Below are 7319 nucleotides of genomic sequence, written 5' to 3'. Positions count from 1 at the left end.
ATTGCTGCGGGCCGGGGCGGGGGTGGGGCTGACGCGTGTTGCTGCGGACAATTTCCATTTCGGGGCCCCAAACCCCTTGGGCGGGGCCCTGGCTGGGTTGGTTTTTGGGGGCGGGGGGCCCGCCGCGAAGCCAGTACAGCATCAGATGATAAAGGTGCCAAGGGTTTGGGTATTGTGAGCATCGCCGCAGACCCCCCAACCCCAAAACCAAACCCGACCAGCGCACGGACATCGGATTGTGGCGACGCGATAGGCAAATGGACCGCATCACCTGCCTTCTCCCCATCCCCGGCGAGGCCAAGCAGCATGATCACCAGCCTGAAAGTCCTGTTGATCGCCATCAGCGTGCTCGCCAGCATGTACCTGATCGCCTGCGCCCTGCTCGCCTTCAATGCCCGAAGCATGCTTTACCACCCGGCCCCGCGCAGCGCCGATGTACCGCACTGGACCATGCCGCGCGGCGATGCCGACATCATCGTCTCCAGCAACAGGCAGCACAGCACACAGCTCATCCTGTATTTCGGCGGCAATGCCGAAGATGTCTCGCAGGCACTGCCGATGCTGCAGCAGGCGTTTCCCGAAGCCGCCATCCACGCCATGCACTACCGCGGTTATGGCGGCAGCAGCGGTTCACCGACCGAAGCCATGCTTGTTGGCGATGCCTTGGCGCTGTACGACAGCACCAGCAACGGCCAAGCCCAGGACATCGTCGTGGTTGGCCGCAGCCTCGGCTCGGGCGTCGCCGTGCAACTCGCGGCTGCGCGGCCGGTTCAACGCCTGGTCCTGATCACGCCTTACGACAGCATCGGCGGCCTGGCTGCGCGCATGTTCCCGGCCTTCCCGGTACGCCTGCTGCTGCGCGATCACTACGACTCATGGCGTCACGCCGCCCAGATCACTGCACCCACCACCTTGATCATCGCCGGCCGGGATGAGGTGATTCCGAATGCGAGTTCGCTGCGGCTGCTGCGCGAATTCCGACCCGGCGTGGCGCAGGCAGTAACCATCGCGAATGCCGATCACAATGATGTGTTTGCCTTTCCGCAGTTTGCGGAGGCGTTGCGGGGGCGGTAGCGCTTGAAGCTTACCCCTCCCCAGCCCTCCCCTTGGCTGCGCCAAAGGGAGGGTTGGGAGGGGTGCCGTTGATCTTCGCAGCCCTGCAAAAAGACTTAGAACGGCTTGGCCAACACCAGATACACAATCGCAATGAACAGCACCAACGGCAGCTCGTTGAACCAGCGCAGCGTTCCCGATGACGGCAGGGCCTTGCCCTTGATCGTGCCCTTCAACCAGCGCCCGGTGAAGGTGAAATACACCATCAGCAAGACCACCAACCCCAGCTTTGCATGCAGCCAGCCGGCAGCGCCCGGCGCCACCATGGTCGGAAACTCCGGCAGTACCTTGTAACCCAGCCACAGCACCAGCCCCAGGATGAAGGCAAAGCCGAACATCACATGGCCAAACCGGTACAGGCGCTTGCCCATCAACTGCAGCCGCTCCACCACCGCCGGCTGACCCGCAGCCTCGGCCAGGTTGACCAGGATCCGCGGCAGGTAGAACACCGACGCCATCCACGCCACCACGAAAACAAGGTGGAAGGTCTTTACCCAAAAGTATGACTGCATGCGCTGGCTCCATCGGCGGCGTAGGATGAGCGCCATTTTCGCCCATCCGCACAAGACACGCACATGCAGGACAAGCAGTACGACGCCGACTACTTCCAACGCTGGTATCGCCGCGACGATATCGGCGGCGCAGCGCGCCTGGCACGCAAGGTGCAGCTGGCCGTTGCCGCAGCCGAGTACTACCTGGAGCGCCCGATCCGCAGCGTGCTCGACGTTGGCTGCGGCGAAGCCGCCTGGCGCGCACCCTTGCTCAAGCTGCGACCCAAGCTGCAGTACATGGGCTTTGACAGCAGCGAGTACGCAGTGCGCCGCTATGGCCGCACCCGCAACCTGCATCTGGCCAGCTTCGGCGACTTCCAGTGGCTGCGCCCGTGCGCGCCGGTCGACCTGCTGGTCTGCTCGGATGTCATCCACTACGTGCCCAGCCGCGAGCTGCGCAAGGGCCTGCCCGGCCTGGCCGAGCTCTGCGGCGGGGTCGCCTTCCTGGAGGCATTCACCGCCGAGGACGAGTTCCATGGCGACCACGACGGCTTCCAGCAGCGCCCTGCCCGCTGGTACAAGAGCCAGCTGCGCGAAGCGGGCTTCCGCGGTGTCGGCTCGCATTGCTGGCTTGGGCCGTCGTTCAGCGAAGACATCGCCGCGCTGGAAAGGGCCGACTAAAGGCCGATACCGGCTTAACGCCGCAAATGTCATAGTGCGCTATGCTGCACAGCATCATATGACTGTACATATTGGGACGTCATGCTTTATCAACTGCATGAATTGACCCGCAACCTGCTTGCGCCCTGGGTTCACCAGGCGCAGGCAAATGCGGCGTTCTTCAATAATTCGGGCCACTGGTGGTCGTCGATGCCGGGCGCTGATCGCTTCGCGGCGATGAACGAGCTGTTCCACCGCCTCGGCAAGGATTATGAGAAGCCCGAATGGGGCATTCACGAGCTGGAGCTTGATGGCGAGATCGTGCCGATCGCCCAGCTCACCGAAGTGGAGAAGCCGTTCTGCAAGCTGCTGCGCTTCAAGCGCCACAGCAACGAAACCTCCAAGGTTGAAGCCCTGCTAGCCCAGCCCATCGTGCTGGTGGTAGCACCGCTGTCCGGCCACCACGCCACCCTGCTGCGCGACACCGTGCGCACCCTGCTGCGCGACCACCGCGTCTATGTGACCGACTGGGTCGACGCGCGCATGGTGCCGGTGGAACAGGGCGAGTTCGGCCTGGACGACTACATCGAATACGTGCAGGAATTCATCCGCCACCTCGGCGCCGAAAACGTGCACGTGGTCAGCGTCTGCCAGCCAACCGTGCCGGTGCTGGCGGCGGTGTCACTGATGGCCAGCCGCGGCGAAACCACGCCGCGTTCGCTGGTGATGATGGGCGGCCCGATCGATGCACGTTGCAGCCCGACCGCGGTCAACAACCTCGCCACCCGCAACCCGATGTCGTGGTTCGAGAACAACGTCATCCATACCATTCCGGCGCCGTATCCGGGCCAGGGCCGCCGCGTCTATCCGGGCTTCCTGCAGCACGCCGGCTTCATGTCGATGAATCCCAGCCGCCACCTGATGTCGCACTGGGATTTCTACACGGACCTGGTCAAGGGCGACCTGGACGATGCCAACGCGCATCGCCGTTTCTACGACGAATACAACGCCGTGCTCGACATGCCGGCGCAGTTCTACCTGGACACCATTCGCGTGGTCTTCCAGGAGTTCCTGCTGCCGCGTGGCGAGTGGTATGTGCGCGGCGAACACGTCGACCCGTCGGCCATCCGCGACACCGCCCTGCTGAGCATCGAAGGCGAGCTGGACGATATTGCCGGCCTGGGCCAGACCGAAGCGGCGCAGGCGCTGTGCACCGGCATCCCGGCCTCGCGCCGCGACCACTTCATCGTCGAAGGCGCCGGCCACTACGGCATCTTCAGCGGCCGCCGCTGGCGCGAAGTGGTGTACCCGAAGATGCGCGATTTCTTCAGCGCCCAGTCCGCGCAACCGGCGGCGAAAAAAGCCAAGAAAGCCAGCAGCAACGTAACCCCGCTGCGCCGCCGCGCCCAGCGCTGAGCCTTGGCTTAAAGCCCCTCTCCCTGCGGGAGAGGGGTTGGGGTGAGGGCAAACCGAAGTCTGAAAAATATAGGCAACGGCCATCGCTCCGACGCCCCGGAAGTGGAAGCACCAACACCAAGGCCCCGGCACTCCCGGGGCCTTCTGCTTTCAAGAAACCGCCTTCAACCCGACAACCCCCACCACGATCACCGCCAGGCTCAGCAAGCGCGCCGTACTGCGCGACTCACCAAAGAACAGCATGTTCACCAGCACCGCAGCCGCCGTTCCCAAACCAATCCACACCGCATAGGCAATGCTCAACTGGATATAGCGGAAGGACTGGTACAGCAACACAAACGAAGCACCGAACCCGCCGAAGAACAAGGTCGCGTTCAACAGACTCTTGCGCCCGCTGTAACGCTTCAGGCCAATCACGCCTACCGTCTCCATCAATGCTGCGGCGATCACCAGAAACCAGCCCATATCAGCCTCCCTGCCCGTTTGTGTCGGGCTCGGCAGCCGCCTTGCCATCGGCCAGCTTCAACGCGATCACGCCTGCCACCAGCACCGCCATGAACACGCCCTTGGCCAGGCTGAAGCTACCGTCGAACAGGAAGATATCCATCAGCGCCGTTCCCACCGTGCCGACGGCGGCAAACACCGCGTACACCGTGCCGGTCGGCAATGATTCGCAGGCCTTTGCCAGCCAATGGAAGTCCACCACGATCACCGCGATGATCGGAATCCAATGCCACCATGCGGCAGCCACATTGAAGCCATACACCCAGACCAGCTCGAACAGACAGGTCAGGGCCACGTAGAACCAGCCTTTACCGGTCATGACGTTCTCCACAAAAAAATCGCCACCAGCATACCGCGAGGTAGTGCCGAGCCATGCTCGGCAGAGGCTCTACCGGCAACGCCTCCCGCTCTGCCTTCTTGCGGGAGCGGCATAAGCCGCGAGACTCCAACTGGATCAGCAAGCGAAAAGCCTACCCCTCCCCAACCCTCCCCTTCGCTACGCGAAAGGGAGGGAGCGTAGCAACGAGCCATGCTCGGCAGGGCTCTACTGGCAATGCCTCTGCCGAGCATGGCTCGACACTACAAAACGAGGGCGCCATCGGCGCCCTCGTCTGCATCCCTTCAACCCGCTGTGCTTACAACCGCACCAACAGATGCTTGGCCATCGCCCCATGCAGCTTGCCGATGCCACGTGCCAGGTGCAGCGTGCCGAACAGCAGCAGCACGCCTACACCCACCGACACCGGCCACAACCAGAACGCATTGCCGACATTGACGCCGTCGATCCAGATCCCCATCGGCAGGTTGGAAAACAACGAAACCAGCGGTGCGAATACCAGCGCCAATGACGTCGACAGCAAGGTCGTCGCCACTGTGAAGTACAGGATGCCCAGCGGCAGCATCAGCACGAAATACAGCATGGTCAGCCAGGTGCGGCCGTCCGAGAACATCGCACCGATGCGCTGCAGCCAACCCTGGCTGCGATCGGTATAGGTCGGACGACGCGGCATGCGCACGCCCAGCATGGTCTCGATGATGCGGCCTTCAACCAGCGACAACACCCGCACTGAGCCAAGGAACAGCAGCAGGACCGGAATACCGATGATCACGATCAGCAGCGATACCGACAGCGACAAACCGGTGACCACCCAGGTGAAGAAGAAGATGCCGGTGGCCAACGACAACAGCATGTAGAACAGCGCGCCATACGTGTGCGGGTCCATCGCAACACCGAAGAAGCGTGCCAGCAAGGAGCGCGGAGCAGGCTCGCGGACCGCCGCCGCGACACCTGGCTCGGCTGGCGATGCAGCGGACTCCGCTGCCACCGCTGCAACAACCGGTGCCACCCGTGCTGGCGGCCGCGGTGTACGCAGCGCCCGATTCACCGTCACTTCGGTTTCGCGGTAGATATCAGCCACCTCCTCTGGTGCGCCATAACTGCCGGCGACACCGGCAATCACCTCGGCCTCGCTCTTGCCCGGCTGTTCGGCCAGCTCCGAGCGCAGGTATTCCTCGGCGTCGTACAGTGCGTCCTGGATCATCGCCAGGTCAGCACCACTCAAAGCGGCACGCAGCTGGTCCAGGTATTCGGGAATCGTCGTCGGCAGCGCTCGCGCGGTGTATTCGGTATTCATCAGTTGATTCCTTCCAGTACGGACTCGACCGAGTCCCGGGTGGCATTCCACGCTGCTATCCACTGCCGCAGCGCGGCGCGGCCGTCGTCATTGATGCGGTAGTAGCGCCGCGGCGGTCCGGCCACCGATGGCTCCACATGACTTTCCAGCAGGCCCGCGCCTTCCAGGTTGCGCAGCACCGGGTACAACGCGCTCTGTTTGCCGCTGAGCACCCCGTCGCCAACCCGCTCCAGCTCCTTGGCAATCAGGTAGCCGTACAACGGCTCTGGCGCCTTGGCCAGCACCGCCAGCAAGGCCAACGACACCGTGCCTGTGCTCAATTCCTTCTGGAACTTGCGTAGATGGGCATCCAACTCAGTCATGGCATTCACTCCTGCCGACTAGCGTGAAGCAGATACTAGTACTTAGTTCGCTATAGTGAATATGCCGGTAGTCACCCCCACCTCGGTCATGAGGCTGGCGGGCGGCACGGGCAATCACGCAGAATCGGGCCACACCCAACTGGAATGCGCCCGATGACGCTACGTCCCTGCCTGCTTGCGCTGGCTCTGTCGCTGTCCCCGCTGCCGCTGCTGGCGGCCGACGCCCCCGCCAAGTACCGCAGCGCGCAGGAAATCATCGATGCCGCCCCGGCCAGCGACTGGCACAGCCCGGCAGCGGAAAACACGCTGTACATGGATGTGGAAGGTGGCCGCGTCATCATTGAGTTGGCCCCGCAGTTCGCACCCGAGCACGCCGGCAACATCCGTACCATGGCCAAGGAGCACTTCTGGGACGGGCTGAGCATCTACCGCTCGCAGGACAACTTCGTGGTCCAGTTCGGCGACGCTGATGCTGACGATGCGGCCAATGCGAAGTCGATGGGCAGCGCCAAGACCCACCTGCCTGCAGAATTCCAGCGCCCGCTGGAAGGGCTGGCTTTCACCGCCCTGCCCGACCGCGATGGCTGGGCCGCCAGGACCGGCTTCGTCGGCGACTTCGCGGTCGGCACCGATGGCAAGAATGCCTGGTTGGCGCATTGCTATGGTGCGCTCGGCGCCGGCCGCAACAACGATGAGGACAGCAGCGTTGGTGCAGAACTCTATGTGGTCACCGGTCAATCGCCGCGCCAGCTGGACCGCAACATCACCCTGGTGGGCCGCGTGCTCAAGGGCATGGAACTGCTCAGCACGATCAAGCGCGGTCCTGACCCGATGGGCTTCTACGAAGACCCCGCGCAGCGCACGCAGATCAAGGCGATCACCTTGGCCAGCGAATTGCCGGAAGCACAGCGGGTAAACCTGCAGGTGCTGCGTACCGATTCGAAAACCTTCGCCGACGCGGTGGAAGCACGACGTAACCGCGTGGACGGTTTCTACAAGCGCGCCGCTGGCCATATCGACCTGTGCAACATCCCATTGCCGGTGCGCATCCGGTAAAGCGCATCCAATGTAGTGCCGAGCCATGCTCGGCAGAGGCTTTACCAGCAACCCGACCCGTAGTGCCGAGCCATGCTCGGCAG

General features: G+C 63.4%; 9 protein-coding genes. 4 read left to right on the top strand and 5 right to left on the bottom strand.

The genetic code is table 11. From position 1 onward, the window contains the following. Positions 1-306 precede the first annotated feature (306 nt). Positions 307-1074, top strand: coding sequence for an alpha/beta hydrolase (locus ACVOMF_RS20110; protein ID WP_481510840.1), 768 nt, complete (start codon positions 307-309; stop codon positions 1072-1074). A gap of 95 nt (positions 1075-1169) precedes the next feature. Here ACVOMF_RS20110 and ACVOMF_RS20105 read toward each other — a convergent pair whose 3' ends face one another. Next, complete coding sequence (locus ACVOMF_RS20105) at positions 1170-1625, bottom strand: CopD family protein (protein WP_481510839.1); 456 nt, start codon at positions 1623-1625, stop codon at positions 1170-1172. 63 nt (positions 1626-1688) lie between these two features. On the opposite strand from ACVOMF_RS20105, the gene ACVOMF_RS20100 reads away from it, so the two are divergent. Continuing rightward, positions 1689-2285: a class I SAM-dependent DNA methyltransferase gene (locus ACVOMF_RS20100; RefSeq protein WP_481510838.1), complete on the top strand. Its 597-nt coding sequence runs from the start codon at positions 1689-1691 to the stop codon at positions 2283-2285. An 81-nt stretch (positions 2286-2366) separates the two neighbouring features. Further along, positions 2367-3680, top strand: a complete 1314-nt coding sequence (locus ACVOMF_RS20095) for a polyhydroxyalkanoate depolymerase (protein WP_481510837.1) — start codon at positions 2367-2369, stop codon at positions 3678-3680. Between the two features lie 150 nt (positions 3681-3830). Here ACVOMF_RS20095 and ACVOMF_RS20090 read toward each other — a convergent pair whose 3' ends face one another. The 4 genes from ACVOMF_RS20090 to ACVOMF_RS20075 form a co-directional block, all read right to left on the bottom strand. Further along, on the bottom strand, positions 3831-4145 hold the full coding sequence (locus ACVOMF_RS20090; protein ID WP_481510836.1) for a DMT family transporter: 315 nt from the start codon (positions 4143-4145) through the stop codon (positions 3831-3833). Position 4146: 1 nt separating this feature from the next. Beyond that, entirely contained in the window at positions 4147-4503 is a 357-nt protein-coding gene (locus ACVOMF_RS20085) for a DMT family transporter (protein ID WP_481510835.1), read from the bottom strand. A 316-nt stretch (positions 4504-4819) separates the two neighbouring features. Further along, positions 4820-5818 carry a sensor domain-containing protein gene (locus tag ACVOMF_RS20080; RefSeq protein ID WP_481510834.1) on the bottom strand — a complete coding sequence of 333 codons (999 nt, stop codon included), beginning with the start codon at positions 5816-5818 and terminating at the stop codon, positions 4820-4822. Further along, the gene (locus tag ACVOMF_RS20075; RefSeq protein ID WP_296251505.1) at positions 5818-6180 is read right to left on the bottom strand and encodes a PadR family transcriptional regulator; all 363 of its coding nucleotides are present in this window, start codon (positions 6178-6180) and stop codon (positions 5818-5820) included. Before ACVOMF_RS20075 ends, ACVOMF_RS20080 begins: the two co-directional genes overlap by 1 nt. A gap of 153 nt (positions 6181-6333) precedes the next feature. Here ACVOMF_RS20075 and ACVOMF_RS20070 point away from each other — a divergent pair, with 153 nt between their 5' ends. After that, positions 6334-7236 carry a peptidylprolyl isomerase gene (locus tag ACVOMF_RS20070; protein ID WP_481510833.1) on the top strand — a complete coding sequence of 301 codons (903 nt, stop codon included), beginning with the start codon at positions 6334-6336 and terminating at the stop codon, positions 7234-7236. Positions 7237-7319 lie beyond the last annotated feature (83 nt).

Source organism: Stenotrophomonas sp. STEN022 (genome assembly GCF_056760155.1).
Note: the sequence above shows the minus strand (reverse complement) of the source record. Positions and strands in the feature narration are given on the sequence as shown.

What these genes read in the sequence shown, in the direction of transcription:
- ACVOMF_RS20110 (WP_481510840.1), top strand. Translation starts at nt 307, where the DNA reads ATGATCACCAGCCTGAAAGTCCTGTTGATCGCCATCAGCGTGCTCGCC.
- ACVOMF_RS20105 (WP_481510839.1), bottom strand. Translation starts at nt 1,625, where the DNA reads ATGCAGTCATACTTTTGGGTAAAGACCTTCCACCTTGTTTTCGTGGTG.
- ACVOMF_RS20100 (WP_481510838.1), top strand. Translation starts at nt 1,689, where the DNA reads ATGCAGGACAAGCAGTACGACGCCGACTACTTCCAACGCTGGTATCGC.
- ACVOMF_RS20095 (WP_481510837.1), top strand. Translation starts at nt 2,367, where the DNA reads ATGCTTTATCAACTGCATGAATTGACCCGCAACCTGCTTGCGCCCTGG.
- ACVOMF_RS20090 (WP_481510836.1), bottom strand. Translation starts at nt 4,145, where the DNA reads ATGGGCTGGTTTCTGGTGATCGCCGCAGCATTGATGGAGACGGTAGGC.
- ACVOMF_RS20085 (WP_481510835.1), bottom strand. Translation starts at nt 4,503, where the DNA reads ATGACCGGTAAAGGCTGGTTCTACGTGGCCCTGACCTGTCTGTTCGAG.
- ACVOMF_RS20080 (WP_481510834.1), bottom strand. Translation starts at nt 5,818, where the DNA reads ATGAATACCGAATACACCGCGCGAGCGCTGCCGACGACGATTCCCGAA.
- ACVOMF_RS20075 (WP_296251505.1), bottom strand. Translation starts at nt 6,180, where the DNA reads ATGACTGAGTTGGATGCCCATCTACGCAAGTTCCAGAAGGAATTGAGC.
- ACVOMF_RS20070 (WP_481510833.1), top strand. Translation starts at nt 6,334, where the DNA reads ATGACGCTACGTCCCTGCCTGCTTGCGCTGGCTCTGTCGCTGTCCCCG.